This is a genomic window from Rhizobium sp. NZLR8 (assembly GCF_019685025.1).
GTDB lineage: Bacteria > Pseudomonadota > Alphaproteobacteria > Rhizobiales > Rhizobiaceae > Rhizobium.
In genome coordinates this window covers 83,485-110,450 of sequence record NZ_JABDVY010000010.1, presented here as the reverse complement: position 1 = coordinate 110,450, position 26,966 = coordinate 83,485, and the positions used below count along the sequence as shown (strand labels likewise).

The following is a 26,966-nucleotide window of genomic DNA, read 5'->3' as shown; positions in this document are numbered from 1 at the left end:
TGATGCCGTCTAATCGCCGTCGGAACAAATGAGAGTCGTCCAACATCGCTAGTCATAGCGTTCGATATTGGTGCGGATCCCATCACCAGCCACCGATTTTACATTCGACGGGGGATTACCAGGGCGAGCCGTGCCGCAGGGAGTCCTTATCTCGCCGGAAAGGTACTGGCCGCTGTTGCAGGGCAGCATGTTGACGTCGAGAAAGTCGCTCCTCTTCAGGGAGTTCTGATACGCTACAACTTCTTTTATCGACATCGGGGTCGAGAAGATCGTCGCTCCCTCAAATCCCGGCAACGCCTCTATTGGCTCAATCATGGGCGACGCCTGACCGGGCGCGGCTGCAGCGCCAATAACCCATGGTCCAACCGATCCGAAAATCACAGATTTCGGACGATCGGCTGGCGTACCAGAGCTGAAAGGAGAATGCGGAAACCCACTGTCGAGCACTGCCTCATCCCATTGGTAAGCTGTAAAAGCTAGAAAATAGGTATACGGCGCAAAACGGTCGATGCGCACTTTGCCGTCTGGAGTAAAGGTATAGTAAATCCACTCTGTGCCGGAGAATGCCCCTGTTGGCCCCACGACGTTCATATCCCAGGGCTTCTGCCACCATGCAATAGACGCCATGTCGCTTTGAAGCAGGCTTTTCGCAAAAGACCACTTTTGACCATTCGGATTGGGCGTGGCTCCCAACGCGAATGATAGGTAAGCATCGTTCGAATTAGAACTTAGAAGCGATAAGGCGCTACCGCCATTAGGAGCGGTATTTTCACGGGTCTTTTCGACCAAAAGGACAGTGAACCCCGTGTCCGGTCGGATCGACGCGCTTTGACTAGTCACGATTGACGCGTGCGGTGGAAAGTTGAAGGAAGTCTTGTTGGTATAGAAGTCAAATGCCTGCCTCGTATCTTCGGGCACCGGATAATCCGCTTCTGTCGCCGAGTCGTGGATGTACAGCTTTGGAAATTCCCAGAAAATTGGCACTACCTTCGGTGTGAGCGTCTGAGATACTTTGTCCGACGCGCTTCTAAGACAATTGGCTTCATTGGTGCATGATGCCCCTTGCCCTTCGCCAGCGACAAGACAGCCCAGCGTGGAAAACAACAGGAAGAATTTCATTCCATTATTCATCAAAACAATCCCGTTTTTGGAAGCGGAGGTCTTGCTCTAGCGCGTGAGCTCGGTGGTGTTGCGGCGCCCTATCTGGCGCAACATATCGCCGACTACGTCGGGCCAATCAGTGGTGATAAGATTGGTACGATTGACGATCGCCATCTCCGGATCTCCTCGGTAATCTGGTACGATCCCTCGTTGAGCGGTCGATTTCGGATCCGTGTTGTGGTCGAAGCAGCATTTTCCGGCGCTGTTGGCGACGCCCTCTGGAAAGTAGTTACTTTCATGATAGGTGGCGAAGCCCTGCTTCTGGTCGATATAGTCGAAATATGCCTGCAGACCGTCACCTTTATAGAATTGGTTCATTTCAAACTGAATGGAGAACGGCGCCACATTCCATTGATCGTAGATTGAGTCCTCGTGGGGATCGTAGCTGGAATCCTTCACATTCTCGTCATCCGGGTTTTCGACGACAATTAGCCCGCCAATGAGGTTGGGGTCGTAGGTCGTCCGATTTAAAATCGTGCCGACATCCACCGCATCCTTTGCTTTGAGCTTGAATACAACGGCTTTGCTGAGTTTCGCATTTCCCTTGGTCGCGAGAATGTCAAGGCAGCGTTGCATGAGCTCGATGGGATCAGTAGGGTCCTGATCATCGACTGCCGCCTTGATATCGACGATCATCACGTAGCCATGACCATCATCGGAGACATATTGGGCGAGTAGATCAAGCGCGGCAGAGAACGTTAGGAACTTCGCCTTTCGCCCTTGTGAATCCGTAAAAACGCGGCCATGTCGGTCCCGTAGATCGGCCTGTCGTAGCTGCGAAAAGTTCTGATTATATAATAGGCCGCTTCCAGTTGACTCGCGCTCAATCCTGTAGTCGTGAGATAGAACGACTTCATTGTCAGCGGTGAAGCGGGCATCGACTTCCACGCTCTCGATCTGCGAATTCCAGGCGTCTTGCAAGGCATAGGCTGAATTCTCGGGATAGATCTCCCAAGATCCGCGGTGCGCAGATAGCAGGACCAAGTCATCGTCGGGTTTCGGCAGCTTAAACATGTTTCTTGTAATCGCACTTACAAGATATGGTGAAGGCTTTACCGGAAGCAGCGCCTCTGCTTCGGCATAGGATGGAATAGCGAAAGCAAAAAAAGAAGTCAAAATGAGCGATGCCCGCAGATCCCGTCGGCCGCCGAGGTAACCAAAACGCGAGGCGTAAGAATTTAGGATCGCTGATGCTACGTTGTTGCTGGTGTGCATAAGGTTTCAGAACCTTTCGATGGGAATTTGGGTAGCTCGCTACGTTGTACGGCCTGTTCCTGGGGCTTTTTGCAACAGCACGAACCGCCTCAGCAGTGGCTAAGGCCTGGGCTGGGAACGAAAGAGGGGAGATGGCCTCGCTACGCGATGGGATTTGTTAGCCGACCGCCTGGTTCCCCCCTTGCTCTATGGCTGTAATAACAGGCTGTTCGACATCAAGATGATCCATAAAAGCGGAGCCTAACAAAGGCGTTGCGTTAAGAGAGTTTCGGTGAAAGCAGCTTGGAGCTCGACACGATTATTTTCATCCTGGTGCAGCGGTTCTCAGGTGAGGAGGCGTTGGCAGGGTTTTCTCCATCAAAGCTGCTGCGCCATAGGGTGTTTGGACGCAATCAATTGCCTGCCAGCCGCTCTTTTCGTAAAGAACTCGCGCGTCCTCCGTTATCAAGAAAAGGCTTTTGTAACCGAGGCGCGATGCTTCGTGCTCCAGCCGCTCGATCAACAACGTGGCTATCCCTTTCTTGCGGTGAAATGGATGGACAAAGAGCGACTTAAGCCACGGGGATAGATGAGATTTTCCATCGAAATCACGATCAGCCAACGTGACCATCCCAACCGGCAATGCGTTTTCAATGGCAATCAATGTTAGCGGTATCAAATTTTTTGTTGCTGCTTCAAACTCGCCCCGCGTTTGTTCGTACGAGCCATTTGATTGAGAACCCCATTGTCCGAAAGTCCAACTTGCGCAAATGGAAATGAATTTCGGAAGTCTTTCTAGGTACTCGATCGTTACCGGAGTTGCAGCTACCATTGGTTTCGCGGTCATAGTATCTCCATTCTTCTGGCGGGCCGAGCAATCGAGCGAGGATCGGTCAATTTGAGGTGAAGCCCGTGCACCAACCGATGCTATCGGATCCCACGATATATCCTGGACGGTGACGCTGCGATTCAAGACGCTTCGCCTGAGCGCAACTGCGTGATCACAAAGCTGCTAAGATTTGTGGCAACGCCGTCATGCGGCTAAACAGCTTTGTGGCACCTGCCTCCATCAGTTTGTCTCCATGCCCAGCAAGGCAATGAGAGCCACCCACGAAGCCAATCACCATCATCCCGGCTGCCACTGCCGCCTGAGTTCCAGCAACGCTGTCTTCAATAACGAGACAACTGCCAGCCGGTGTGTTCATATTCTGTGCTGCAAACAGAAAGAGATCCGGCGCTGGCTTACCACGCGCAACTTGCGAAGCGCTGAAGACATGGGGCCAAAAGAAATCATGCAGGTCTGTGACTTTAAGAGCCAAGCAGAGCTTCGCAGCATCACTGTTCGACGCCACGCACTTCCTTAAATTGATAGCTTCCAAGGTTTGCCGAACGCCGCTGGTTGCACGCAGATCACGAGCATATCGATTTGCAACTTCGGCCATCACACGTTCATGATGATCCTCCGGTAGGCGCAAGCCGCCCTCGGATTCTATGACTGAATAACTTTGCTGGTCAGTCATTCCTATGAAGCGATCGTTATACTCTTCAGCGGATATGATATAACCACATTTCGCCAAAGCTTCGATGTGCACCCTGGTTGCGATAAGCTCGCTATCGACGAGAACCCCGTCGCAGTCGAAGATCAGTAATTCCGGACTTTTCGAAAAAGACATACAAGGAGTCCTCGTTGTAGAATCACTCTGAGTTTTGTCCCAGCGCAGCTTTCAATCTTCCGGGCATTGAGCAAAGTATGATTGAAAAGGATCGGATGTTGACCATTGCGGCACTGGGAAATTGGTGCGACGCGCGGGGCTCAGCCAGAAATTGCTCCTGCGGCGACCTTCGGACCTTGCCTATGAAGAGCATTCCAAACCTTGTGAAACGCCTCTGCATAAAGCTTCATCAATTCGCCATCGTTGGGTGGCGCAATCTCGGAAACGTAAAACATCGTATCCAAGAGTTTCACTGTATTTGGAAAATCGGCAGCCTTCCAGTTGTCGCGAATGTCTGGAAGATATTCGAATACGGGCTTCGTGAGCCAAACACAGATAGGCACGCCTTCGGCCTGCAGCGATTTCACCACGAAATCCCTTGCAGCCGGGCCTGGCGCGAAGCCAAGTGCCGCAGGTTCGATCCGGAGGGGAAAGTTGAGCATCGAATGGTCGCAGTCAGATGGGTTGAAAAGAGGAAATATACCCACAAGCTCGCTGATCATCTCCCATAAAAGCTTGCTATTGTCTCTTCGGATTTGCAGTTGCGTATCCATCTCAGTGACCCGCAAGTTCGCTATAGATGAAGAGAATACGTTGGGCCTGTAGTTGTACCCTTGGGAATAGGGCGAGAATATTCGCGCTCCGCTCCGAGACGAGCTGGACAGCGATACGCGATCAACATGTGCAATCAAGGTGGCGTCTTCCGTGATGACAAATCCTAGCTCCCCAGCCCCAAGGTGCTTGGCGCCGTTTCCGGATAGAGCGAGTGCGTCTGCATCAAGATGCGCACCGTCGACGATTGGTTTCGCGGCGCCGATCGATTGGCAGATGTCGTCGATCACAGCAATGCCTTGAGCTCGCGCTGCAGACCTCGCGTCGGGGACGAGAACATTGTTTCCGAAAAGGTGAGTGACTAAAACTGCAGCCACGTTGGGGCCGAACTCTTCAGCGGCGGCGCGCTGATCAATCCCGGCCAAGTTCATGTCGACATCAACGAAGACGGGTTGAAGACCGCTGATCGTGATTGGCCCTACCGCTCCCGGCCAATTCAATGCTGCGGTAACAACTTGCTCGCCTCGCTCTTTCACGTAGTCGAGCTCGATGTGAATGGCTGCCGTTCCGCTGCCGACAGCGCGCACTTGCCACTTCCCGGTCCACCTTGCAAGGCTTTCCTCCAAACCGCTCACAATTGGATGATTAACGCGGTGATATCTTCCACCATCCACAACTCCACGCAGGGCATCCGAGTGCTTCTTCTCCGCGGCGGGCCAAGGTGTAACACGTCCCTGGGGGACCACAGGCTTCCCACCGAAAACGGCGAGCTTCTCGACTGAGAAAGCACCAGTTGCGTTGCGAGTTATGAGCCGTAGTGCACCGAATCTGTTCATCTCGATCTCCAATCATGCTCATTAGAATGCTGATCAGCCCACACAAACGCTAGCACTGCTTTCCCCGGCATGATAGCTCAAACTAAGTATATAAAAAAGTATATGCTAAATTATATTCAAGCTACGCGAGATAAAATAAGTATAATATTCGATTCTGTCGTGTATGGTCAGGCAGCTGCTTGGGCGTCACCTTGGTCAGCTTCTGCACGGAGCGCTTGGGATATTTCAATAGTTTTTAACGATTGGGCGGACACTAAGATCACTGAATGAAGGCTTGGGACGGGAACCGGCCAAAGTTTCCCGTAAACGCCAGGTGCCGATCATAAGATGCGTTGGAAGAACAGCACATGGCCCCCAGATCATAACCCGAGCCTCACCAGATTGCGAAGAAGCGGTTAGCCCCCTGATAGTGCTGGCCGTTGGCGGCGCAATTGGTTCGGCCAACAGGATTGGATGCTATGGACTCTTTGATAAGAAGACTCGAAGCTCACCGACTGGGAGAAAGTGAGGGCAGTTCTGACGATCGCCATAAAGATGAGAGCGCTAAGGGTATAGTACCGGCCCAAAAACTGATTCCAACGCGAACCTTGGGCCCTGCGAATCGGGGCCGATTGCTGCAAGCCTTGTACGACATAGGGCCATCCAGCAGGGCGGACCTGGCCCGCCTTGCGGGTGTGACTCGAGGGACTATCGGAGGGATTGTGCAGCCCCTGATCGATCAGGGTGTTCTTGCGGAAGGAGAGGTGATACCTCCCAACGAAGCAGGCGGCAAGCCGGCTACCAAGTTGTGGTTTTCCAAGGATGCAAGGCCAATATGCGCGGTGCTCCTGATGCACGACCGCGTGAGTGCTTGTTTGGTCTCTTTGGAGGGCAAGGTCTATGCTCAACACGCCGCCGATTTTCCGAAGAACCTTACACACCCCACCGACGCATTCCGAATTATAAGCACCTGTGTCGAAGAAACCATCGCATCTGGCAAACCGATCTTAGGGATAGGTGTAGCAGTTGCAGGAATGATCAATACGGAGACGGGCACAATTGTGACCGCCAGTCTCGGGCCATTCCTGGACGGCTTACCGCTCGAAGCCGAGTTGCACAAAAGGTTCGGCGTTACCGTGTGTGTCGATCAGGATACCAGAGCCTTGCTGGTTGGGGACCGATGGTTTGGACAAGGCCGCGGCCGGAGAAACTTCGCCTCCGTCCATATCGGCGAGACTTTGGGTGGAGCGCTTTACCTTGATGGGCATCTCTATCGGGGACCCGCAGGTGCAGGCGGCGAAATCGGTCATACGACCGTAGACATCAAAGGTCGGATATGCCAGTGCGGCCGACGTGGATGCTGGGAAACAATCGCCGGCTCGAAGTGGTTAACGGACGAGGCCAAGGTTAGGCGGTTGCCACAACCGCACTCACTGGATGTGAGCCGATTATTGACTCTGGCCAACGACGACGTCCCAGGCGCACGAGAATTACTTCGCGACTACGCGTTCAACATTTCGGTCGGCCTGGCGAACCTCCAGCAGTTCATGGCGCCCAATTTTATCGTTATTCACGGCGACATCGTACGAGGGGGAAACCCCATGCTTCATTTAATCCAGGAAAGCTTCCGGGAATTGGTATTCCATCGCCCGGGCGATGAAATTGCCCTTGCTTTCGGAGATAGCGAATGCCTGGCGGCTTTACGCGGTGCCGCCAGTCTGCTTCTTTCTGAATTGCTGAATTTCGTCATCTAAAGACATCCGCAATTCGTTCCTGCGGGAGGTCCGCGGTCATTGCCGGGATCTATCTGCAACTCGACCGTCACTCACTTTGCCGAGTTCGTTCGCGACCTTTGCCAGCATCCGGCGTGCTGGCAAAGATATTGACGCTGTTTCACGGTTGCTTTGACTGGTCTGCTGCTCAGACAGTGCATTCTCAATCTGAAACTCCGCCACAATCCCGCGCAACTGTTTTGCCTCAAGGGCAAGTGCCGTGCTTGCAGCCGTGGATTCCTCGGCCATGGCTGCATTTGCTGCGTAACCTGATCCATTCGATTGACTGTCCGGTTGACCTCAAAAAGGGTTGCGGACTGCTCGTTGGAAGCGGCCGTGACGGCATCAAGCTGAGTGTTAATCAGCACTATCTGGTCCACGATGATCTTGAGCGCCTCGCCGGTATCGCGGACCAGCTTGACGCCACTGCTGACCTCATCAACCGAATTGAGGATAAGATCCTTGATCTCTTTTGCTGCATGCGCAGAGCGTTGAGCAAGCTCCCGCACCTCCTGGGCAACCACTGCGAAACCTTTTCCTGCCTCGCCGGATCGTGCCGCCTCGACGCCTGCGTTGAGCGCCAGAAGATTGGTCTGAAACGCGATTTCGTCGATGACCCCGACAATACTGGAGATCTGCGAGGATGACCGTTCGATGTGTTGCATTGCCGCGACAGCGCTGGAGACCACTCCCCCGGAGTGGCGCGCCGACTTGTTTGCCTCGATCGCAACATGTCGCGCCTCCGCTGTGCGCTTTGAGGAACTGGCGACGTTCTGGGTAATTTGATCCAGCGCGGCGGCGGTTTGCTCCAGTGAAGCAGCCTGGTGCTCTGTGCGGCGTGACAGGTCCTGCGCGCTCAAACTGATTTCCTGCGCGCCATCATCTATCGATTCGGTTGCGTTCGACACAGCTCTCAAGCTCTCGGCGAGCTGGGCAACAGCAGCATTGAAGTTCGCCCGCAACGGTTCGAAGTCCTCGGCGAACTTGTCGTCGAGGCTGAACACGAGGTTCCCGTCGGCGAGATGCCTTAGGCCCTCTGCAAGCCCGGTCGTTGCCTCCGCCATATCCCGCGCCCGCTGACGATCGGTCTCGGCGAGACGCGCACGTTCAATCTCGTTTGCGCCACGACTTGTCTCTGCATCCTTTCCGAGATCGCGCGCCCTCGGGCCATCGATCCGATCTCGTCGCGGCGAATCGTTCCCTCAACAGTCGAAGTAAGATCGCCGTCGGCTATGACCTTCATCGTCGTAACCATCTGTTTGATCGGTTTGACCAACCAGGCGCGAATTGCGAGAAAGCCGAAACACGAGACAGCGAAGAGTGCCACAATAGCTGTTCCCAAACTCAGCACGGACGTGTCACGGACAACGTTTGAAACGCCAGCACGCTTTTGATCTGCGTCGGAAGCGAGTTTTTCCGTGACGGATGTGAATCTTGGTGAGATGGCAGCAAAGGCGGGTTGGCAAAGAGTGAGATAGAGTTGCTGCACCATGGCAAGCTCGGCTTCACTAGTTGCGCCGCGACCAACAGCGATGGCTGCACCACACGTATCGGTCAGGACGGAGAATCCATCCGCCTTCAACTTCGGCAGTTCGCTCTGCTCAGGAACTGCGGCAATCGCCATATCCATGAACCTGACGAAGTTTCCTCGTGCGTCATTCAAGCCAAATTCTGCGCGCGCCCTCGCCTCTTTCGACCGCGTCATCACCATGTCGCTGATGTTGGCACGCGCTATTTCCAGACTTCGGTTCGACTGGGTCAAGCGAAGTGCTGCAGATGCATCTTTGTCGAGAAGCTCCTGATAGCTGTCGTTAACTTTCAACATTTGCCGGCTCTGATAGAACGTCAGACCGAGTGCCATGACGCCAAAGACGGCCATGATGATAAAGAACTTACCGACAATGGAAATGTGTTTCACGGGCCACTCCTCTAAGCTCGGTGTCACTTACGGCGGATGGATGTTCAGATTCTGATGGTTTGATGTCTCGAGTTTTAAAAAAATGGCTGCCGCCGACCTCGTAATCGACGACAGCCAAGTTGCCTGGGAGGGCAGGAGAAAAGAGTTGAAACCCCAGCTGGCGATATTTCGTGCACGTTCTGTCAGTCGCGGATCGCAGCCCCCGTTACTGGGTCGAACCAGTGCAATTTCTCCAGGTCGACTGTCAATGGCAGCACCTGATTGGGTCGAGGTGTCAGCGCCGGTGGTATACGCGCCACAAGCCGGTTCTTACCCTTATTGGGAAAGTCTTCGGTATCTTCAGCATCGTTGATATTGACCGGCGGTGAGGCGATGTCGAAAAACACGAAAGTGTCGGCTCCAAGCGCTTCGGCAACCGGGATCTGCTCATTGAACAACGCCTCGGCCTCGGGACAAACCTTGAACATCTCCGGGCGAATTCCAACAACGACTTGTCGCCCGGCAAAGACCGACAATGCTGGCTGGGCGGGGATGGAGAAGGATATATTCGTTCCGGTAATCGCAGCTTTCAGCGTCCCGGCTTCCGCTGTCAGCTCGATGCGTACGAAATTCATGGCGGGCGAACCGATGAACCCCGCGACGAACAGATTGGACGGCTTGTCGTAAAGCTTCTGCGGCGTGTCGATCTGCTGAAGATTACTCTCCTGTCCGTTAAACACCGGCTTCAGCACAGCCACGCGATCGCCCATGGTCATAGCCTCGACCTGATCGTGGGTCACATAAAGGGTTGTGACGCCGAGCCGCTGATTAAGCAGCTTCAGTTCACCGCGCATCTGCACGCGGAGCTTGGCATCCAGGTTGGAAAGAGGTTCGTCCATCAAGAAGGCCACGGGATGGCGAACGATCGCTCGACCCATCGCCACGCGTTGGCGTTGACCACCAGACAATGCCCCCGGTTTGCGCTCGAGATAGCGCGCGAGATCAAGCATTTCGGCTGCATCGCGCACCAGCTTGTCAATCTTGTCCTTGGGCATTTTGCGCTGCTGCAAGCCAAAAGCCATGTTGTCGTAAACAGTCATATGAGGGTAAAGCGCGTAGTTCTGGAAAACCATCGCAATATCCCGGTCCTGGGGTTCTGTCTCCGTCACATCAGCGTCATCCATGAGCAGCCGGCCGCTGTTGAGCGCTTCAAGACCCGCTGCCATCCGCAATAATGTCGACTTGCCACAACCCGAGGGGCCGACCAACACGACGAATTCTCCGTCCGCGACCGAAAAACTTACATTCGCAACGGCAACGGTTCCGTCCGGAAAGGTCTTGCCGATCCCGTCGAAGGTCATGGACGCCATTTTTATGTACTCCCCGTATTTTCAAGCGAGGCAAGCCGCACCGTTATGCGGACATGCCCCGCGCCTTTGGTTCCGGCTTTAGCCGATGTTCACAGCCTTGCCGGTCGCAACGGATTCCTCGATGGCGGCCAGGATCTTGGTGTTTGCCAGGCCGTCCTGCGCATCTGCCAGCAGCGGAGCGTCACGCAGGACGCTATCGACAAAGCGAGCAATGGACTCCAGGACAAAGCCGCCGATACGCGTCGCGCCGGTGGGCGTTATGCCGATATAGTCATTGTATTTCAGTCCGCCGTCGACGATACGGCGCAGGCCGCCGCTATGGGTCGGGTCTGCCTGGATCTGGCCCTTTTCACCAACGAACTCGACCTTGAAATCGACGAGCGAAGGATTGTCGCGCGACAGGATCCAGCTGTTCTCCATGGTCACGACCGTGCCCTTGGAAAATTCAAGGATCGACGCATGGAAGTCTTTCGTATCCACGCCGCCGGCAGACAGTGTCCCAGAGCGGGCGACGGAATAAACACGCACGACCTCGTCTGCGAGAATGAAACGCAGGACATCGACGAGGTGGCTTCCCAGGAACCAGAGTGCCGAAGACTTTGCAGCCCAGCTCAGCATTTCGAATGGAACGAATGTCGTATTCGAAAGACGCGCGGTCCCGTGCTTTGCCAAGCCGATCTGACCGTCCTGAATCATGTCGCGAACCTGGGCGAGGATCGGATTCACACGGTTGTGGAAATCAATCATCAGCTTGCCCTTGGATTTTGCGGCAGCCGCGGCAATTTCCTCGGCTTCACTCACCGTCGTCGCAAGCGGCTTTTCGCTCAACACGTGTTTGTCAGCTTTCAGAGCGGCGAGGATTATCGGCGTGTGGGTAAAGTCGGGTGTCGCAACCGAGATCGCATCGATCTGATCGCTGGAGATCAGCTTCTGATAATCGGTGAAGGCCCGCGTTGCGCCGTAGGTTTCCTTCATCTTCAGCGCCCTGCCCTCATCGAGGTCGCAGACGCCGACCAGCTCGGTCTCCGGCAAGACATTAAAGGTGTGGGCGTGATTGCCGCCCCAAAGACCGGCGCCAATGACGCCCATTCGCAGTCTGCTCATTTCATTACTCCATTCATAAAGGGAAAGCTCAGCCCTTCACCGAACCAAAGGTGAGGCCTCGTACGACGTATCGATCGAAAACAAGGAAGATGATCATCGGAGGTATCATCGCGAGCACTGCGGCGGCGGCGATGTAGTTCCAGGTCACTCCGCTCGTTGCGAAATATCCAAGTGTTCCGATCGGAAGAGTGGCGGTCGAGCGTGAGCTCAGCACCAGCGGAAAAGCGGCATTGTTCCATGCGAACACGAAGGCGAACATCGACGTGACAATGACGCCGGGACGAACGATCGGCAGCGTGATCCGCAACATGATCGTGTACCAGCGGGCGCCGTCGACCCGGGCAGCCTCCTCCAGTTCCACCGGCACTTCATCGATGAAACTCTTCATCAACCAGACGGAAAACGGGATCGTCAGCGTCTGCAGGACCAGGATCATGGAGAAATAGGAACCCTGCAGACCGATGCGCGTGATGAGGATGAAATAGGGGATCAGGAACGCGACCGGCGGGGCCATCAGCAACCCGAGATACCACAACATGATGTTCTTCTTGCCGCGTAGCTTGAAACGGGACAACGCGTAGGCAGCAGGAACCGAAAAGGGCAGATTGAGTAGCACAGCACCGATTGCGACGATGAGGCTGTTGACCAGTTGCGGCGCGTTGGTACCCGGATCGACGAGGATGTGCCGGAAAGCATCGAGATTGGGTTCGAAGGTAAGTTGCGGCGGCATGGTGAATGCCGTCTCGGCCGGCCGGATCGCAAGAGCGATGAACCACAGAATCGGACCGACAAAGATTGCCAGGAAGAGGAGGCCGGCGGCGTAGGTGAGTGCCGTGTTGAAGCTCGTGTGGCGGCGGGACATTTTACCACTCCTCGTTTCGGAACGCGAAGAAGACGTAGAGGGCAACGATGACGTTGACGATCAGCACGGTGATCCAGGTCATGGCGCTGACCAGGCCGATGTTGAAGTTGACAAGGCCCTGTTCGTAGAGAGAGTATCCAAGGGTGCGCGTCGACGTGCCCGGTCCGCCGCGGGTGAGCACAAGCACTGTGTCGAAGGTGTTGAAGATCTGCATGAAGCGCAGCATGACGATAATGATTGCGGTGCGCTTGATCAGCGGCAGCTTGATCCGCATCAGGATCGTCCATGCAGACGCGCGATCCAGGCGTGCGGCCTCCAAAATCTCGTCGGGCACGGCCAAAAGGCTCGCATAGAGAACGATTGCAAAGAACGGCGTCCACTGCCAGATGTCGACGAAGAGGATGGCCGCGAGTGCTGTCGATGGCGAGCCAAGAATTCCCTCTGCGGGAACGGGGAGCCAGAGCGACTGCAACAGCCAGCTCAACAGTCCACCGCCGGGATCATAGAGGTAGCGGAACAAAAAGCCGACGACGATGGGCGCGATCGTGGTGGGCAAGATCAGCAGGGCCCGCACGATGTTCATGCCAGGCAGTGCCTTGAGCAGAATGAGTGCAATCGCCAGGCCGAATATGAATTCAAGTGCCGTGCCAAGGATCGACAGGATCAGGGTATTGGTGAGCGCGGCGCGAAAGTCGAATGCGTTGAAGGCCTGCACATAATTTTCGAAGCCAACGAACTGGAGCGGCTCCGGGCCGATTTGCAGGTTCCAGAAGTAGAAGCTCGATCTTAGGGCAAACAGCAAGGGGTAGGCGATCAGAGCGAGCAGCATCACCACCGAAGGCGCAATCAGCAAGTATGGCAGGTTTCGTCGGATAAAGCTCTTCCGGGCAGGCCCGAAGGCTCGCGGAGAGCGAACAGTTGTCGTGTGCATTGCCAGATCCAGTTCTTCTTCAAGTGGATGCCGGCGCGATCGCTGTCGCGCCGGCCCGAGGAGAACTCTGTTACTTCTTGGCGATCAGGGCTTTGGCCCCGTCAAGAGAATCCGAGTAGCTGTCCCTTTGATAAGGGATCATGAGATTGCCCTTCAGGATGCTCTCGAACAGGCTGTTGGCGCGCTCGAGGCCGGTCTTCGGCTCCTCGCTGCCGGTCAGAAGCTGGTTCAATGTGAGACCCAACACGCTTTCGACAGCCGTGTAACCAGGGACCGGCGGGCGTGCGACCTTGCCGTTGCCCTGCTTCATCATCGCATACTGCACATCGAGGTAAGGATAGATCGCCTTGACTTCCTCGTCTTGATAGAGCGAAACGCGCGCAAAGTCGGAGAACTGGTAGTTGAGGTCCGGCCAAAGAGCCATTTTCTTCTGCGTGGCCTTCGAGGTCGCCCATTTGATGAAGGCGTAGCCTGCCTCTTGCCTTTCGGAACTGGATGGGATGCCAAGGCTCCAGCCACCGAGGCTGACCGTCTGAGGCACGCCCTCAGCTTTCGGCAAGGCTGCGGTTGCATACTTCTCCATGACGTCCGATTTCTTACCGGTCATGTAACCGGAATTCTTGATCAGATAGAAGTACGGGGTCCACCAATAGAACATGCCGATGTCGCCCTTGGCGAAACGGGTGCCGGCGTCGAACCAGACATAATTGATGGCTTCAGGCGGAGACAGCTTGTAGAGCTGCCTGTAGACTTCGACAGACTTGATCCAGGCCGGGCTTGTCAACTGCGGGGAGAAATCCCACGGGGCGGTCGGGAACGATTTGAACCAGTTCGCCCCGTGGCTTGCTGAGACCTGCGTAAACATGTGGACGATCGGCGACGGCTGGGAACCGCAAACGACGGTTGGGAAGAGCGGCTTGCCGCCAAATGATTTGCCTTCCATCGACTTCAGGGTGTCGACGTATTTCGTCCAGGTCCAGTCTTCCGACGTCTCGGTCGGCGGTGCTGCAATGCCGAGTTCGTCAAAGACGTCCTTGCGGTACATAACCCCCTGGGCATAGGCGGCGACCGGCAATGTGCCGACCTGGCCGCGCCACATATTCGAGGAGTAAAGGACCTCCGGGATGAAGTCTGAGAGATCGAATTCGTTGTCCTTGGCAATAAAATCATTCAGTGAGATGATCCAGCCATTGTCGAGGTACTGCCCGAGCCACATCTGGTCGACAACGATGACATCGGCGTCGGAGGTCTTGGCGACAAAGGCAGAGACGAGGCGCGACTGAAGGGCGTCATACGAGAGGCTTTCCAGTTCCACCTTGATGCCGGTTTCCTTCTCGTATTCTGGCACCAGCGCCTTCATTGAGAAAAAGAATGGGTCTTCAACGGACAGGACGCGCACCGTGTTCGCATCCTGTGCCGCCCCTCGCCGTGGCACGGCCAATGATCCCGCGCCAACCACAAGAGCTGCGACGGAAGCGCTTTTCAGCAGGTCACGTCGCGACATATTTCCGATATCGATTGTCATAAACAGCCTCCTCAGTTGCTTCGTATCCCAACCCCGGCCCTTCAGCGCAGCCCTGGGCTTCCGCTTGTCGATACTGAGATTGTTACCCCTAATGTGCTTTTTGTAAGCAGTTAGTTTGTACCTCGCACAAACTTATGTTAGTGTCAAGAAGTTGTCGCGGCGAAAATTTCTGCGCTGTACCGCGGTTGTCATCGACGTCCTGCTTGCATCACCGGAAAGGGCCTTATGTTGTATGGCCGTTCGATAATGTACGGGCTAAAAGGATCCGGTAGATTGGAGAAGAGAATTGAAGTTTGAGAGCCAGCCGTCCTATTCGTTGGGCCAGCGCACCCCTGCAAGCAGAGAAGTCGCCGCCGGCGAGAACGGCGGTAACGTGACACTTGTCTCCCAATCGGCACTTGGCGCGATAAACCGCGGTCGCGTCCTTCAGGCCTTATATGATAACGGACCCAAAAGCCGGGCAGATCTCGCTCGACTTGCAGGTGTCAACCGGACCACGATAACCGGTATTGTGCAGCCGATGATCGAAGACCAGCTTCTTGTTGAGGGAGATGCGTCACCTTCCGACGTCAAAGGCGGCAAGCCGGCTCGTCCGCTTTATTTTAACCCCGATGCTCCGATGCTTGGCGCAGTCCTCCTTCTGCCCGGCACGATACAAACATGCCTCGTGGCGCTAACCGGTGAGATCAAGGCCGTTGCGAAAGCTGAGTTTGATACGCATGGCGACACAGAAGCATTCATCGCGGTCATGACGGAGACGCTTACTGCCACACTGTCTCAGGCCCAACAGGCGCCTTTCGGCATTGGCGTGGCCTCTGCTGGAATGATCGACAGTGACAATGGAACCATTCTTACCGTCAACCTTGCTCCCGTTCTAACGGGACTTCCCCTCGTAGCAATACTACAAGAACGCTTCTCTCTTCCGGTTGTCATCGATCACCACCCCCGTGCCTTGCTTGTTGGGGACAGATGGTTCGGACCCGGTCGCGGCCAACAAAATTTCGCAGCAGTCTATACTGGCGAGGTTCTCGGCGGCGCCTTCTTCATCGACGGCAAGGTCTATCGTGGACTCGCCGGATCCGGCGGCGAACTCGGTCACAGCGTGGTGCAGATCGATGGTGCCCTTTGCAATTGCGGAAAGCACGGCTGCTGGGAGACCGTCGCTGCCCTTCCTTGGTTACGAAAAGAAGCCGCCCGATTGAGCTTTCCGCATCCCAAGAGCGTCACCTGTGCCAGGCTTGTCAAGGAAGCAGACGAAGGCTCGAAGGCGGCAGAGGAGCTTCTCGACCGTTATACGCGGAACGTAGCCTTCGGCATCGTCAATCTGCAGCAAACACTCTCTCTCAACTCCTATGTCCTTCATGGAGACGTCGCCGGAGGCGGATTGAAGGCAGCAGAGCTGATCAGGCAGCATGTCGAGCAACTGGTGGTGAAGAGACCTGGTCAGGAGATATCGATCACGGTGAATGGTATCGGCGAAGGCCATACGGCTCTGCGCGGCGCCGCGGGTCTGGTTTTATCCAGCCACCTCAAGCTGGTCATTTGAGGCTTTGTAGCGGCACCGATCTGCAAGGAAGGGCTTGCGGACCTGCAAGGTGCGGTTCGCGCCTGGGCCTGCCCCGGTTGACTTCTTAAAGAGACTCAGGCGCGCAATCAAATTTTCTAAGGTCGGGATTTGGGCTTGCGACCGTTAAGGTAAGGACTGCCATCGTCTGCGACGGCGGCGGAAAAGAGAGAGGCAAAGAACGGAATGCAGGCCGCCCCGATCGCGCCGGCGCGAGGGCCAAGTCGAGAGGCCTCGACTGCGGCAGCCTCCAAACCGCGCGACGGGCCAAGGATTGGCTGACTGGAAATTGCGCGTACCAGCCTGTCTGTCACGAGTTCTGGCAGCCGTCCCCCAAGGACAATCAGCGCGGGGTCGAACATCGCCGTTGCTACACGTACCGTCTCGCTGAGCTGCTTTCCGGCGCGTTCAACCCAGATTTCTAACGCCGCTTCGGCGCTATCTGGCAACCGATCGAGGTCGATGAAGTCGTGGATGGCGAAGCCGGCACCGTTGAGGGTGGCAAAAAGGTCTTGGCCGGATGGGCGCGGCTGGTCGTACGGGTAGAGAACTCCGGGCAGGCAGGCGTTTCCATTGACACCGCGGTACGGCCGTCCGTCGATAACCGCCCCTCCCCCGACACCGTGTCCAATGTGAATGAAGAACATCGGATCAGGCTGCGGGATGCGTCCGCCGAACACATACTCTCCGAGCGCTGCAGCTGTTCCATCATTCTCGATGTAATAGGGCGCTTCGAAAGTCGCTTTAAAAGCTTGGTCCACCTCACCATCATCGAAAGCCGGGAAGAAGCTGTGGGCCTTGAGGATGTTCGACATCGTGCCGAAATTGCCGGGCACAGAGCAGCCGACCCCGAGAAGGCGATCCTTAGGCGTACCCAGGTCGGTCAGCATCGCCGCGATAGCAGCCTGCGCGGCGCCTGCCACAGACAAAGCCGTGCTGGTCTCGATGTCGACTGATCGGGAGGTAAGAATCTTACCTGCTAGATCAACAATTGCTACCTCCATTCGGGAGACCGAGAATGTTATCCCCGCGGAAAGATACCGGTCAGCCCGCAAGCTCAGCAAGCGCCGAGGCTGGCCTTGGGCGCCGGTCCGCTCGACCACCTCGATGAGAAGTCCGATCTCAAGTAAGCGACCTATCAGCCGAGTGACAGAAGCGCCTGTCATGCCGGACCGTTCGGCCAGGTCGACGCGCGCAATCTTCTTGCCCACGAAAATCAGTTCGACCAGTCGTCGTTCGTTCCGTGAAAGGTCCATTGGTTCCAAGAGTGCCTCAAATCGTTAGTAGCCAAAGAGCTATTGCAATATATATTAAATTACGCAATGTAATTAAACTGTCATGTAGCTCCGGTAATAAGGCGCCAAGCCGGGGATGACCGGCCAAACTGAAACGAGAGGAACACCATGCATCAGATCAAACGTTTATTGACCCTCGCAGCCGTACTGATCGCGGTCACCTCTCCGGCCTTGGCCAATAGTCTTGTCGTCTATTCACCTCAGGGAGAAGAGAACGTTCAGTGGATAATCGACCAGGCTAAAGCCGCCGGTCACGATGTGCAGTTTCTGCGCGCACCCGGAGGAGAACTTTTTGATCGGCTGGTCGCCGAGAAGAACAACCCCCAGGCCGATGTCGTACTCGGCATGGTCGACACGTCTATGGGTCTGCTCAAAAAGAACGGCCTGTTCCAACCATACACACCAGCCTGGGCAGCGGACCTCCCTGCGCAATACAAGGACAAAGAAGGCATTGTCTACAAATTCTGGAGCACACCGGTTGTCATCGCCTATGATTCCGACAAGCTTGCCGCTGAGCGGGCGCCGAAAAGCTGGCTGGACCTGACAAGGGGCGAATACAAAGCCAAATACGTCATCGGCAACACCGCCTGGCAGACGACAAGGGTCTATCTTGCCGGCATCTTGGCCCGGTTCCTCGACGACAAGGGCGAAGTCACTCAGGCTGGATGGGATTTTCTTGGCGCATTCTATGCGAACGCCATCGTTGTCGATGACGCCGATGCGCGCAAAGAAGCCTTCAAATCGGGCGGTGCGATCATCAATCTGAACTGGTTCGGCGGCGTCATCAAAGACGCCAAGGAGCTCGGCATGCAAGTCAAGGTCATTGACCCGGAAGGTGGCACGCCCGTCATCTCCGAAGGCGTGGCGATCATGGCGGGAACCGATCAGCTGGAGCAGGCAAAGGCATTCGTCGACTGGTTCGGCTCTGCCGATGTCATGGCCGGCTACGCCAAAAAGTTCGGTCAGGTTCCGGTGCTACCGGCGGCGCTGGCGAAATCACCGCCAGAGGTGCAGGCGAATGCGGAACTAGTCAAGGCGCAGCCTATCGACTGGGATGCCGTCGCGCCCAAACTGGACGGCTGGTTGCAGAAGATCGAGCTTGAAATCCGGTGAGGATGCAGGACCGGGCGACACAGATCGCCAGGCTTCACAGGAGTATGATCATGCCGACCCCGATCCTCATCATCGATAAACTGCATATTGGCTATGGCGATAAGGTAGTCATCCGCGACCTCTCGCTTGAGGTTCACGAAGGCGAGTTCGTTGCTCTGCTCGGGGCCTCCGGCAGCGGCAAATCCAGCGTTCTAAGGACCCTCGCCGGCTTTCATCCGGTCATGAGCGGGCGGATTATTCTTGAAGGAAAAGATATCACCAACGAGCCGCCGGAGCGCCGTAATGTCGGTATGGTATTCCAGAACTATGCGCTGTTTCCAACGATGACGGCGTTCGAAAACATCGCCTTTGCTTTGCGTGTGGCGAAGATGCCGCAGAGCGAGATCGGCAAGCGCGTCGCCCAGATCGCCGAAACATCCGGGATTACGGAGCAGCTGCACAAGAAGCCAGCGACCATGTCAGGCGGGCAACAACAGCGGGTCGCGATTGCGCGCGCGCTTGTCGCGGGCTCCAAGGTGCTTTTGTTCGACGAACCATTGTCCAATCTCGACGCCAAGGTGCGAGTGACGATGCGCCGCGAGATCAAGAGGCTCCAGCAGGAATTTGGCTTCACGGCAGTCTTTGTCACGCATGATCAGGAAGATGCACTCACGATGTCCGACACGATCGTCGTGCTGGCGAACGGTGGCGTTGAACAGATCGGTGACGGACGTACTCTTTATCGAGAGCCGGCGACGCCGTTTATCTGCGAGTTCATCGGCACCGCCAACGAACTGCCCACGCCGCTTGCCGGGCAAATCCTGGGCAGCGACGTTCGGGGGCGCATTTTTGTTCGCCACGAAGATGTACTCGTTGGGAAAGTGATACCAGCCGGGTTGCCGGCGACCGTCCGTCATGTGGAATTCCTTGGCGCCCACAGCCGTATCGACCTGGATACCGGCGGATACTTCATTTCGGCCGCCAGGATGGGGCACGAGTTACCCGAAATCGGTGAGACCGTGTCCTGGACGATCCGGCCGGGCTCGGTGCATATCTTCGAGGAAGCGGACAGATGAACCGCGCGGCTGCCGCCGAGCGCGTAGTCTATTGGATCGGGTTGGCGGCCCTGATCTGGATCGTCGTCACCTTCCTGATACTGCCGCTCGTCGCGTCACTTCAAACGGCATTTTTCAGGGACGGCAGCCTGGTGGTCGGTCAGACCCTAAGCGAACTTTCAAGATCACGAAGAGTGCGCGCTGCCCTTTGGAACACGGTTTGGATGACGTCAGCGACCATGGTCACGGTGACCATTGTCGGGATTTTCCAGGTGGTCGTCCTTGAATATTTTCACGTACGCGGTCGCGCACTCTTGAAAATCGCCTATGCAACGCCGCTGGTCTTCGGCGGTGTCGTTGCGGCGGCGGGCTATAACTTCACCTATGGTCCCGGCGGTGCGGTGACACATCTGGTGAAGGCGATCGTTTCCAGCCTCCCGCAAGACTGGTTCATCGGCTGGTTTGGCGTGCTCTTCACGCATACCTTTCTGATGACCAACTTTTACTATCTTTTTCTGCGTGCTGCGATGCGCCGCGTCGACTACGCAACCATCGAAGCCGCGCGCAGTATGGGTGCCTGGGAATATACGATCCTGTGGCGTGTGGTACTGCCCGCAATCATGCCGACGCTCCTCGCTGTCACCCTTCTCACCCTTTACACCGCGATCAGCTCTTTCGCCGCCCCTCAGGTGCTGGGCGGTCGCGATTTCCACATGCTGAGCCAGATGGTGCTGACTCTGAACAGCCTGCGCCGTCCCGACATGGCCGCCTTACTGGCGCTTATGATGGGACTGTGTCTCATGGCGCTTATCCTGCTGTCTCAATATTACGAAGCGCGCGGTTCCTATGTCGGCGGCGCGAAAGCGACTGCGCCCATCCAGCTACGCAAAATTTGCAGCCCGATCGGCAATACAGTGCTACATTTTTTTGCCTATCTTCTTGTGGCTATTTATGCGGTGCCGATCGCTCTTGTCGTACTCTTCTCCTTCGCCCCGGCCGCGAGCATCGGCATCGAAGTGATCCCATCCAGCCTGACCCTGAAGAACTATGCCCGCGTCTTTACCGAAGGCACCGCCTTTCTTCCGTTCTTCAACTCCATAGTGATGAGCCTTGCCGCGGTATCGGCGGCGCTGGTCGTTACGCTGTTTGCTGTCCCGGTTATTCTTGGCCGGCGCAGTTGGCTGACGCGCCTTCTAGACATCACTTTCTTCCTGCCATGGGTAGTTCCTAGTATTCTGCTCGCTGTCGGGCTGATCGTCACCTTCGACACGCCAAACCCGCTCGTTGGAAACGCAGTCCTCCTCGGCGGCTACTGGCTCCTGCCGATTGGCTACGCCATCGTCGCCTTGCCGCTTATGGTGAGGTTCCTGCGGGCAGCCTTCGTAGGAATCGATCCGGCCTATAACGAGGCGGCCCGCTCGATGGGCGCCACTGGTCTTTATCGCTATCGCCGCATCATTCTGCCGATAGTGGCGCCGACTGTAATCCTCGTCGCCGGGATGGCGTTCAACGATCTCCTGTCGGAATACCCCCTGTCGGCGTTTCTATACAACGTCAACAACAAACCGCTGCCGATTGCAATCGTAGACAGCTCGCTGTCTGTCGATCCTGAGCAGGCCGCGCTCAACCTTGTCTATGTCACTCTGATCATGGCGTTTTCACTGGCGATCATTCTGTTGGCCGAGCGCATCGGCCTTGGCAAAGGTCCAGAAACCACAACATTGTAGAACTGGAGACTGATCCATTGGATACCTGCATCACCGTCTGGCATTGGCCGCACCAGGAGCGTTGGTACGACGAAGGCATTCGCAACTCGCTCACCCTCATCAAGGAAGCTGGCTTCACACACATCAACTGGAATCCCGACTCCGGCAGTTCGTACTGGCTGGCCGACGCCGAGATCGAGTTTACAAGCAGGATCGTGGCCGATGCTGGGCTGAAAGTACACTCGGTTCATGGCAGCAATGGCCGCAATCCTATCACCGAGATCGGCCACAAAAACCCTGGCCCTTTCGCGATGGAGACGCGCAAGGACTTCCTGTCGCCGCATGAATGGCAGCGCCGCAGCGGAGTCGAGCTGTTGCGTAACCGTGTCGACCTGGCGGCCGCGTTCCAGTCCCCCAATATTGTTCTGCACATCGATATCAACGACAACGTCTTCGGCAGCGAAGCCGCCGAACGAGCGTTCTTCGACCCCCTTTTCCAGTCTCTCGACGAGATCAGGCCTTACTGCGTCGAAAAGGGCATCCAGATTGCCGCGGAAACTCTTCTTTGCGCCAACGCTCAGAATTTCCTCAACCTCTATGATCGGCTGTTCGCTCGATACGGCAAGGAGTTCATCGGCGTCTGCTTCGATTGTGGCCACTGGGAACTGATCGAGCCAGGCAAGCTCAGCGTGCTTGAGCGTTTCGCCGATCGCCTCATCGCTACTCACATTCACGACAATTTCGGAGCAATGGATAACCATCTCTTGCCATTCGACGGACGATTAGATTGGCACACGATCACCTCGGCGATCGCCGCAACTCCTTATCAGACTCCGCTCAACTTCGAGACGCCAATGGACCGGTATGGGATTCCAGAATCCGCCTACTATCGCCGCGCTCACAGTGTTGCTGTTAGGCTCGAGGAGATGGTCGCCGAGGCGCGCGAGAGGAAAAGCGCATGATGGCGAATGCGCTTACCCTCGACAATCCTCCACTACGTCGTGACAAAGGTAGCAGCGTTGACCCCTGAACAGTTCCGCGGTCCAGATGGATGGACAGTCGAGACCAAAGAATCTGTCGGCTACGTCGGTGCCGTCAATCAATAGGCGGAGATCCTCCAACAGGCAGAGATCCTCGCCGGCGACTGCTGGCCAACGACGTTTCAGACCACCTTGTAGTTGGCAAGGTGGTAGCGCGACAGTCATCTAACGGCTGATCGATCTGGTGAACGGTACTGCAAATTTCACCAGCAGGATACCCATTCGGCCAATTTCGATCGCCTACGGCGGTTACGCCGTTCATGCCACCTTCGACCTGAAACGCCTGGGCCGTCCGGCCTCGCATGGCTGCGTTCGGCTGCATCCCGATAATGCGGCGCAGTTCTTCTCGCTGGCGCCACAGGCTGGCCTCGCCAATACCGCGTCGTGATCACGCTCTGATCCCGAATTCGGCAGCTGATCCCGTTCTATGCGCTGATCATCCGCTCCAGCTCATCCATGTCGGGGACGATGATATGTCGAGAGTTCTCGATGCGAATGACACCGCTCTTGCGCAGCCTGGTCAACTGGCGGCTGACGGTTTCAATGGTCAGACCGAGAAAATCGGCGATCTCGGCGCGGGACAGCGGCAGGTCGAAAGAGGTGGTCGTGGCGGTCTGCGGTTCGGCGTGGGTGGCGATGAGGTGGAGCAGGCTTGCGACCTTCTCCTCGGCGGTGCGCCGGCCGAGCGTCAGCATCCATTCGCGCGCGGCGTCCAGCTCCTTCAGCGCCTGATCGTGCAGGCTGCGCTGCAGCTTCGGCGCCTCCGATATCATGCGGTCGAGCAGGTCGCGGGGGAAGACGCAGATTTCGGCGTCGGTCGCAGCCTGAGCCGACAGCATGCTTTCGGGCACGAAGGGCCTGCCGACGAAATCGGGGGCGAATTGCAGGCCGACGATCTGCTGGCGCCCGTCCGGCATCACCTTGCAGAGCTTTACTACCCCGCGCATGATGTTCGAATAGAAAGAGCTTTCCGACCCTTGAGCGATGATCTCGCTGCCGGCATCGACCGTGCGGCGCAGCGACTGGTGGCCGAGCTCTCGGAGTTGGCCGCTCCACAGCGCGCCGCAGACGACGCCGTACCGCGCTTGGCAGGAAGCGCAAGCGACGGGAGTGCCGGCGTCGGAAACCTTACTGCGTGCAACGTCCATTTCCTGATCCCTTCAAAATCCGCGTGTGCCATGATGTGGCTGCGCATGCTGGGCATACCCCAGACGATTACGCCGTGATTGCGGGTTCGGCTATCCCGATTTCTTCCGGCGCGGCTTGATGATTACCAATTTCGCCGGGACCGCGAGTTGATCCAGATCAGAGTATCGGTGCCATGGCTGTTTTTGGATAGCGCCTGCCTCGACACGAGGCCGTCCCGCACAATCCTTCAAACTTGAACGACGGAGCAAAGATCTTCCAATCCTGGGCGACGAAGCCGCCGACGTCTTTTCGCACGAGCATTTCCCAAATTGCATGCCGGTTACTCGCGACGGGGAAAGGATTCAGGTCGAAAGGCATTACGGGTTCCTTCAGCTGGGTCGCCCATACTCTCTCTAGCCGGTTTCCAGTTGACAATCCGGTATGTTTGTGCGACGTACGTACTAACACGGTGCGCGCAGCTGGTGCGGCCCGAACGCGAACGACGCTGTGTCAGATGACCTCCTGAAGGAACGCGCGGATGACTGTCTACCTAATCGGAATCGACGGCGGTGGCACCAGCTGCCGTGCTGCAGTCGCCGGTGCGAACGGGAGTATCCTTGCGCGGGCTCAAGCCGGGCCCGCCAACATTCTCTCCGATCCGGATACGGCCCTCGACAGCATTGCCAGTGCGACCCACGCGGCTTTTTACGCAGCTGGCATCAATGCGCGTAGCATCGCCTCGGCGCGTGCAGTACTTGGGGTCGCGGGCAATAATGTCGGTGAGGCCGTTCACTACGTGAAAAACAGGCTACCCTTCGCCCAGGCGGACATCGAGTCAGACGGGCTGATCGCGCTACAAGGCGCGCTTGGTGATAAAGACGGAGCCGTCGCCATTTTAGGAACAGGCACGATCTACATTTCCCGCCACTGGGAAACGGTGACCTACGTCGGCGGATGGGGCTTTACTGTGGGCGACCTCGGCAGCGGCGCTCGTATTGGACATGCGCTTTTGCAAGAAACGCTGCTCGCATATGACGGCATTCACGACATGTCCGCGATGACCGCCTCCGTCCTTGCGGAATTCAAAAATGACCCACGCAATATCGTCGAGTTTGCGCGGCAGGCAAAGCCCGGCGCCTTCGGCCGCTATGCGCCGCGCGTATTCGAGCACATGAAACAGGGCGATGCCGTCGCCGCGCGCCTGTTGCAAGAAGCCGCTGTTTCAGTTGACGAAGCACTTGATCGTCTAGTCGCGCGAGGAACGCAGAAGATTTGTCTGCTCGGGGGATTGGGGCCGCTGTATTCGTCCTGGATCGCTGCACGGCATCAAAGTTTATTGGTAACGCCCGAAGGCGATGCAGTGAGCGGGGCCGTGGCCCTGGCTGTGTCGCGCTTCGGGCATCTGAAAGCGATCGAATGAGTGACAGGCTTGCGGCCATGCTTCCAGGATGGGGCATAGACATCAAGGGCGCCGGCCCGCTCTACCATAGACTTCGCCTGGCGCTTGAAAAGGCGATCCTGTCGGGTAAACTCAAAGAGGGCGACGTTCTTTATCCCGAACGAGACCTCGCTGAACATGTCCGCGTTAGCCGTGTAACGGTCCGCAAAGCAATCGACCATCTCGTCCAAGAGGGCTTTCTGGTCCGCCGGCGCGGCTCAGGAACCTTCGTTGCCGGATCGGCGGTGCGCGCAGATCGGCCTCCGTTATGCGCGAACTCTTTGACGGGTGACATTTCCTTCGTGGATCGGACACGAAAGTCGAGTGCATCGGGCGCAGCACGTCTCATCCCGCACCAGAGGAGATGATGACACTCGGCTTGTCAGGCGACAGTCACGTCGTGCGCATCACCCACTTGCGGAGCTCGGCGGGCCAGCCGCTTGCGATCGAACGCACATGCATTTCCTCGGAGTTCCTGCCCCACGCTCGTGCCGTTACCTCTTCTATCTGCAACACACTCGCGGACGCAAACTTCAGACCCGTTCGTGCGATCCAGCGCACTTTCGCATCCAACATCGAAGATCCGGACGCCTCCTTGCTTGGCGTCGCGATTGGAACGGCTGGTCTTTTGACAAAGCGCGTTGCCTATCTTGCTTCGGGCCGTGCGATCGAATTCACCCGCTCACTTTTTCGAGGCGATGCCGAAGGTTTTGTCAGCGAGCTCACCTTTCTCGAAAACTGACCGCTCTTCTTACAAGACAGGATCCTATCATGCAGGCCACCGTGCAAACGAACATGCGCCGTGAGATCGACGAAATTCCAGAAGCTGCGGCCAGATTACTCGATCGCTTAGCGAAAGAGTTCGCTGCCACCGGAGCGGCTTTGCGGGCCGAGGACTCCACATTCGTCGTCACAGTCGCGTGCGGCTTGTCCGACTATGTCCCTGAAATAGTCCATCGAGCTGAGGGCGAAATTGCCCGCCGCTTCGATTCGAGGGTCACTCCCCTCAATCTACGATATCGAGCTCAGCTTTGGTCGCGGCGCTGCCTTGCCGAGGCAGCCACGCGCGTCATCGCAGCCTCGATCGCTCTGACGAATAAGCCTCCGCTTGCGGAACCCGCAAAGGCTATGAGCATGCTGAGCACAAAGGTCGGCTTGTACCTGAAGACGACGCACATCTCGTGGTGTTGACTCCCGAGTTTGAGTTGAAGTTGAGGCAAGCGGTCATGGCGATTTCGGATCAAATTTGCACAGGTTCTCCAATGGTAAGGTCGATGTTTTCCGCAAACCTGCTGGGCTTTAGCTGAGTGGAACCAGCGCCCCATGAAGATAGCAATGCTCTCGCCGTTTGAACGAACCTGTCTCCATTGGATATCGAGAGGCTGGACTGTGGCTGATATCGCGTTGATCGAGGGAAAGGATACCGCTGAAATTCAGGCGTGCGTGGAGCGTGCGGTTAAATCGCTCAACGCCGAATCAGTGGAACAGGCGCTTGAGAAAGTGAAGCTCACGCGATCAGGCTGATCGCAGTGTGGTTGCGGGCGCCGGACGCTTTCACCTTGCCTTGCATGCTGCCTGCAAATGCATCGTTCTGGCAACGTCAGGCCCGCAGCAAGATCGCGCCATCGGTTTGAAAACACGGAGAGAATGGCTCCTGCGTTCGGCGGAACGCAGCCGAACCGAGGTGACCACGAAAGCAAGCCAATCCGCGCGTTTGTGATGGGTCCTTGCCGAGTTCCGGATTCCACGAACA

23 protein-coding genes and 2 pseudogenes are annotated in these 26,966 nt (G+C 56.5%); 11 read left to right on the top strand and 14 right to left on the bottom strand.

The window, feature by feature from the left end; all coding sequences use genetic code 11:
* Positions 1 to 48 precede the first annotated feature (48 nt).
* From HJB89_RS21480 to HJB89_RS21460, 5 genes are all read right to left on the bottom strand, one after another.
* The gene (locus tag HJB89_RS21480; protein ID WP_017958604.1) at positions 49 to 1,119 is read right to left on the bottom strand and encodes a hypothetical protein; all 1,071 of its coding nucleotides are present in this window, start codon (positions 1,117 to 1,119) and stop codon (positions 49 to 51) included.
* Between the two features lie 48 nt (positions 1,120 to 1,167).
* Positions 1,168 to 2,376, bottom strand: coding sequence for a glycerophosphodiester phosphodiesterase family protein (locus HJB89_RS21475; protein ID WP_020572027.1), 1,209 nt, complete (start codon positions 2,374 to 2,376; stop codon positions 1,168 to 1,170).
* Positions 2,377 to 2,680: 304 nt separating this feature from the next.
* Positions 2,681 to 3,202: a GNAT family N-acetyltransferase gene (locus HJB89_RS21470; protein WP_245315079.1), complete on the bottom strand. Its 522-nt coding sequence runs from the start codon at positions 3,200 to 3,202 to the stop codon at positions 2,681 to 2,683.
* A gap of 154 nt (positions 3,203 to 3,356) precedes the next feature.
* On the bottom strand, positions 3,357 to 4,028 hold the full coding sequence (locus HJB89_RS21465) for an HAD family phosphatase (protein WP_018517066.1): 672 nt from the start codon (positions 4,026 to 4,028) through the stop codon (positions 3,357 to 3,359).
* Positions 4,029 to 4,168: 140 nt separating this feature from the next.
* A complete protein-coding gene (locus tag HJB89_RS21460) occupies positions 4,169 to 5,455 on the bottom strand; it encodes a DegT/DnrJ/EryC1/StrS family aminotransferase (protein ID WP_094231111.1) in 1,287 nt (428 codons plus the stop codon).
* 458 nt (positions 5,456 to 5,913) lie between these two features.
* Here HJB89_RS21460 and HJB89_RS21455 point away from each other — a divergent pair, with 458 nt between their 5' ends.
* Entirely contained in the window at positions 5,914 to 7,188 is a 1,275-nt protein-coding gene (locus tag HJB89_RS21455; protein ID WP_026242369.1) for an ROK family protein, read from the top strand.
* A gap of 71 nt (positions 7,189 to 7,259) precedes the next feature.
* Here the strand turns inward: HJB89_RS21455 and HJB89_RS33795 are convergent, their stop codons facing one another.
* The 7 genes from HJB89_RS33795 to HJB89_RS21425 form a co-directional block, all read right to left on the bottom strand.
* Complete coding sequence (locus HJB89_RS33795) at positions 7,260 to 8,270, bottom strand: methyl-accepting chemotaxis protein (protein WP_376767660.1); 1,011 nt, start codon at positions 8,268 to 8,270, stop codon at positions 7,260 to 7,262.
* Positions 8,234 to 9,124, bottom strand: coding sequence for a HAMP domain-containing protein (locus HJB89_RS33790; RefSeq protein ID WP_376767661.1), 891 nt, complete (start codon positions 9,122 to 9,124; stop codon positions 8,234 to 8,236). The genes HJB89_RS33795 and HJB89_RS33790 overlap by 37 nt, the downstream gene beginning before the upstream one ends.
* Positions 9,125 to 9,306: 182 nt before the next feature.
* The gene (locus HJB89_RS21445; protein WP_077988183.1) at positions 9,307 to 10,473 is read right to left on the bottom strand and encodes an ABC transporter ATP-binding protein; all 1,167 of its coding nucleotides are present in this window, start codon (positions 10,471 to 10,473) and stop codon (positions 9,307 to 9,309) included.
* 78 nt (positions 10,474 to 10,551) lie between these two features.
* Entirely contained in the window at positions 10,552 to 11,577 is a 1,026-nt protein-coding gene (locus HJB89_RS21440) for a Gfo/Idh/MocA family protein (protein ID WP_077988184.1), read from the bottom strand.
* Between the two features lie 28 nt (positions 11,578 to 11,605).
* Entirely contained in the window at positions 11,606 to 12,439 is an 834-nt protein-coding gene (locus tag HJB89_RS21435; RefSeq protein WP_077988185.1) for a carbohydrate ABC transporter permease, read from the bottom strand.
* Between the two features lies 1 nt (position 12,440).
* Positions 12,441 to 13,370: a carbohydrate ABC transporter permease gene (locus HJB89_RS21430; protein WP_032982638.1), complete on the bottom strand. Its 930-nt coding sequence runs from the start codon at positions 13,368 to 13,370 to the stop codon at positions 12,441 to 12,443.
* Between the two features lie 70 nt (positions 13,371 to 13,440).
* The gene (locus HJB89_RS21425; RefSeq protein ID WP_077988186.1) at positions 13,441 to 14,895 is read right to left on the bottom strand and encodes an ABC transporter substrate-binding protein; all 1,455 of its coding nucleotides are present in this window, start codon (positions 14,893 to 14,895) and stop codon (positions 13,441 to 13,443) included.
* Positions 14,896 to 15,181: 286 nt separating this feature from the next.
* Between HJB89_RS21425 and HJB89_RS21420 the strand changes: the two genes are divergently transcribed.
* Positions 15,182 to 16,441, top strand: a complete 1,260-nt coding sequence (locus HJB89_RS21420) for an ROK family transcriptional regulator (RefSeq protein WP_077988187.1) — start codon at positions 15,182 to 15,184, stop codon at positions 16,439 to 16,441.
* Between the two features lie 116 nt (positions 16,442 to 16,557).
* Here the strand turns inward: HJB89_RS21420 and HJB89_RS21415 are convergent, their stop codons facing one another.
* Positions 16,558 to 17,715, bottom strand: coding sequence for an ROK family transcriptional regulator (locus tag HJB89_RS21415; RefSeq protein WP_018482070.1), 1,158 nt, complete (start codon positions 17,713 to 17,715; stop codon positions 16,558 to 16,560).
* Positions 17,716 to 17,862: 147 nt separating this feature from the next.
* On the opposite strand from HJB89_RS21415, the gene HJB89_RS21410 reads away from it, so the two are divergent.
* From HJB89_RS21410 to HJB89_RS21390, 5 genes and pseudogenes are all read left to right on the top strand, one after another.
* Positions 17,863 to 18,867: an extracellular solute-binding protein gene (locus tag HJB89_RS21410; RefSeq protein WP_077988188.1), complete on the top strand. Its 1,005-nt coding sequence runs from the start codon at positions 17,863 to 17,865 to the stop codon at positions 18,865 to 18,867.
* A gap of 50 nt (positions 18,868 to 18,917) precedes the next feature.
* Positions 18,918 to 19,922, top strand: a complete 1,005-nt coding sequence (locus tag HJB89_RS21405; RefSeq protein ID WP_026236765.1) for an ABC transporter ATP-binding protein — start codon at positions 18,918 to 18,920, stop codon at positions 19,920 to 19,922.
* A complete protein-coding gene (locus HJB89_RS21400; RefSeq protein WP_077988189.1) occupies positions 19,919 to 21,628 on the top strand; it encodes an iron ABC transporter permease in 1,710 nt (569 codons plus the stop codon). The genes HJB89_RS21405 and HJB89_RS21400 overlap by 4 nt, the downstream gene beginning before the upstream one ends.
* A gap of 17 nt (positions 21,629 to 21,645) precedes the next feature.
* Complete coding sequence (locus HJB89_RS21395) at positions 21,646 to 22,569, top strand: sugar phosphate isomerase/epimerase (protein WP_018482066.1); 924 nt, start codon at positions 21,646 to 21,648, stop codon at positions 22,567 to 22,569.
* Positions 22,570 to 22,891: 322 nt separating this feature from the next.
* Positions 22,892 to 23,035, top strand: a pseudogene (locus HJB89_RS21390) (L,D-transpeptidase); the annotation flags it as partial.
* Between the two features lie 37 nt (positions 23,036 to 23,072).
* On the opposite strand, the gene HJB89_RS21385 reads toward HJB89_RS21390, so the two are convergent.
* Positions 23,073 to 23,795: a Crp/Fnr family transcriptional regulator gene (locus HJB89_RS21385; RefSeq protein WP_077988190.1), complete on the bottom strand. Its 723-nt coding sequence runs from the start codon at positions 23,793 to 23,795 to the stop codon at positions 23,073 to 23,075.
* Positions 23,796 to 24,313: 518 nt separating this feature from the next.
* On the opposite strand from HJB89_RS21385, the gene HJB89_RS21380 reads away from it, so the two are divergent.
* The 4 genes and pseudogenes from HJB89_RS21380 (at position 24,314) to HJB89_RS21365 (ending at position 26,737) form a co-directional block, all read left to right on the top strand.
* Complete coding sequence (locus HJB89_RS21380) at positions 24,314 to 25,195, top strand: N-acetylglucosamine kinase (protein WP_077988191.1); 882 nt, start codon at positions 24,314 to 24,316, stop codon at positions 25,193 to 25,195.
* Positions 25,192 to 25,955 (top strand): annotated as a pseudogene (locus HJB89_RS21375) (GntR family transcriptional regulator). The gene HJB89_RS21380 and the pseudogene HJB89_RS21375 overlap by 4 nt, the downstream one beginning before the upstream one ends.
* Before the next feature lie 29 nt (positions 25,956 to 25,984).
* Positions 25,985 to 26,404: a hypothetical protein gene (locus tag HJB89_RS21370; RefSeq protein WP_221150508.1), complete on the top strand. Its 420-nt coding sequence runs from the start codon at positions 25,985 to 25,987 to the stop codon at positions 26,402 to 26,404.
* Positions 26,405 to 26,602: 198 nt separating this feature from the next.
* The gene (locus HJB89_RS21365) at positions 26,603 to 26,737 is read left to right on the top strand and encodes a hypothetical protein (RefSeq protein WP_259666420.1); all 135 of its coding nucleotides are present in this window, start codon (positions 26,603 to 26,605) and stop codon (positions 26,735 to 26,737) included.
* The last annotated feature ends 229 nt before the right edge of the window (positions 26,738 to 26,966 follow it).

Coding starts and splice junctions, on each gene's coding strand:
- HJB89_RS21445 (WP_077988183.1), bottom strand. CDS start 10,473: ATGGCGTCCATGACCTTCGACGGGATCGGCAAGACCTTTCCGGACGGA.
- HJB89_RS21465 (WP_018517066.1), bottom strand. CDS start 4,028: ATGTCTTTTTCGAAAAGTCCGGAATTACTGATCTTCGACTGCGACGGG.
- HJB89_RS21470 (WP_245315079.1), bottom strand. CDS start 3,202: ATGACCGCGAAACCAATGGTAGCTGCAACTCCGGTAACGATCGAGTAC.
- HJB89_RS21435 (WP_077988185.1), bottom strand. CDS start 12,439: ATGTCCCGCCGCCACACGAGCTTCAACACGGCACTCACCTACGCCGCC.
- HJB89_RS21475 (WP_020572027.1), bottom strand. CDS start 2,376: ATGCACACCAGCAACAACGTAGCATCAGCGATCCTAAATTCTTACGCC.
- HJB89_RS21460 (WP_094231111.1), bottom strand. CDS start 5,455: ATGAACAGATTCGGTGCACTACGGCTCATAACTCGCAACGCAACTGGT.
- HJB89_RS21440 (WP_077988184.1), bottom strand. CDS start 11,577: ATGAGCAGACTGCGAATGGGCGTCATTGGCGCCGGTCTTTGGGGCGGC.
- HJB89_RS21430 (WP_032982638.1), bottom strand. CDS start 13,370: ATGCACACGACAACTGTTCGCTCTCCGCGAGCCTTCGGGCCTGCCCGG.
- HJB89_RS21385 (WP_077988190.1), bottom strand. CDS start 23,795: ATGGACGTTGCACGCAGTAAGGTTTCCGACGCCGGCACTCCCGTCGCT.
- HJB89_RS21405 (WP_026236765.1), top strand. CDS start 18,918: ATGCCGACCCCGATCCTCATCATCGATAAACTGCATATTGGCTATGGC.
- HJB89_RS33795 (WP_376767660.1), bottom strand. CDS start 8,270: ATGGCGGAGGCAACGACCGGGCTTGCAGAGGGCCTAAGGCATCTCGCC.
- HJB89_RS21410 (WP_077988188.1), top strand. CDS start 17,863: ATGCATCAGATCAAACGTTTATTGACCCTCGCAGCCGTACTGATCGCG.
- HJB89_RS21370 (WP_221150508.1), top strand. CDS start 25,985: ATGCAGGCCACCGTGCAAACGAACATGCGCCGTGAGATCGACGAAATT.
- HJB89_RS21425 (WP_077988186.1), bottom strand. CDS start 14,895: ATGACAATCGATATCGGAAATATGTCGCGACGTGACCTGCTGAAAAGC.
- HJB89_RS21480 (WP_017958604.1), bottom strand. CDS start 1,119: ATGAAATTCTTCCTGTTGTTTTCCACGCTGGGCTGTCTTGTCGCTGGC.
- HJB89_RS21455 (WP_026242369.1), top strand. CDS start 5,914: ATGGACTCTTTGATAAGAAGACTCGAAGCTCACCGACTGGGAGAAAGT.
- HJB89_RS21415 (WP_018482070.1), bottom strand. CDS start 17,715: ATGGACCTTTCACGGAACGAACGACGACTGGTCGAACTGATTTTCGTG.
- HJB89_RS21400 (WP_077988189.1), top strand. CDS start 19,919: ATGAACCGCGCGGCTGCCGCCGAGCGCGTAGTCTATTGGATCGGGTTG.
- HJB89_RS21380 (WP_077988191.1), top strand. CDS start 24,314: ATGACTGTCTACCTAATCGGAATCGACGGCGGTGGCACCAGCTGCCGT.